The 1363-nt window shown below is 67.6% G+C and carries 1 protein-coding gene; it reads left to right on the forward strand.

The window, feature by feature from the left end; genetic code table 11:
• Positions 1-1234 (forward strand): condensation domain-containing protein (locus BRAS3843_RS27015; protein WP_035982905.1); only part of this gene is annotated, 1234 nt, incomplete at its 5' end.
• Positions 1235-1363: the final 129 nt, after the last annotated feature.

The following is a 1363-nucleotide window of genomic DNA, read 5'->3' on the forward strand; positions in this document are numbered from 1 at the left end:
TTATCTCAGCAATGCCGCCATGCCGGAGGTCGCGCCCGAGCTCAGCTTCAACTATCTCGGCCAGCTCGACGGGGCCGGCGGCGAGGGCGGTTTGCGCTTTGCGGCGGAAGACGTCGGCGTCCAGCAGGATGGGCGCAACACCCGCGCGCACTTGATCGACGTCTCCGCTTATGTCCGCGATGGCCGCCTGCAGCTGCAATGGTTCTTCAGCGCCGACCTGCATGAGGCCGCGACGATCACGGCACTTGCCGAGGATCATGTCGCAGCCTTGCGGGCGCTGATCGCGCATTGCGCGAGCAGCGAAGGCGGCTTGACGCCGTCCGATGTCCCGCTGGCCGGACTGGGCCAGGACGAGCTCGATCGTGTTGTCGCTGCAATTGGCGGACGGCGACAGGTCGAGGACATCTATCCGCTGTCGCCGACCCAGCAGGGCATGCTGTTCCACAGCCTCTACGAACCCGACTCTGCGGTCTACGTCATCTCGCTGGCCTGCCGGCTGGAAGGCGCGCTCGATGCCGATGCATTCGCGCAGGCCTGGCAGCTGGCGGTGGCGCGGCACGCAGTGCTGCGCTCCGCCTTTGTCGGCCAGGATCTGGCGGTGCCGCTGCAGGTGGTGCTGCGCGAAGTTGTGCTTCCATTCATGCGCGAGGATTGGCGGGATCTGCCGCTCGCCGAGCAAGAGAGGCGGCTCGCCGATCTGCAGCAGGCCGAGCGTCTCCGCGGCTTCGACTTCGCGCGTCCGCCGCTGATGCGGCTCTGTCTGATCCGGACCGGCGAGCGTGATTACCGCCTGCTCTGGAACAGCCATCATATCCTGTTCGACGGCTGGTCGATCCCGCTGCTGCTCGACGAGGTGTTCGCAGCCTATGTTGCGTTGAGCCGGCGCGAGGCGCCGCAGCTTTCGCCGGTGCGTCCGTTCCGCGACTACATCGCCTGGCTGCAGCGCCAGGACATGGCGGTGGCGGAAGCCCATTGGCGCAAGCGGCTGGCCGGCTTCGAGGCGCCGTCGAGCCTCGGGCTCGGCCGGCCCACAGTCTCGGCAGAGCATGATGATGGCGACCGCTACGCCGAGCATGCACGTGAGCTTGCGCTTCGCGAGATCGAAGGCTTTGCGCGCCGGCACCGGCTGACCATCAACACGGTGGTGCAGGGGGCCTGGGCGCTGCTGCTCGGCCGCTACGGCGACAGCGATGACGTCGTGTTCGGCGTCACGGTGTCGGGCCGGTCCGGCTGATCTGGCCGAGGTCGAGCGCACGGTCGGGCTGTTCATCAACACGCTGCCGCTGCGTGTGCCACTGCCGGACAGGGGAAGCGTGCTGGAGTTTCTGGGCGAGGTACAGGCCCGGCAGAGCGAGCTTGCGGA

Origin of the sequence: Bradyrhizobium sp. STM 3843 (assembly GCF_000239815.1) — a bacterium.
In the GTDB taxonomy this organism is placed as follows: domain Bacteria; phylum Pseudomonadota; class Alphaproteobacteria; order Rhizobiales; family Xanthobacteraceae; genus Bradyrhizobium.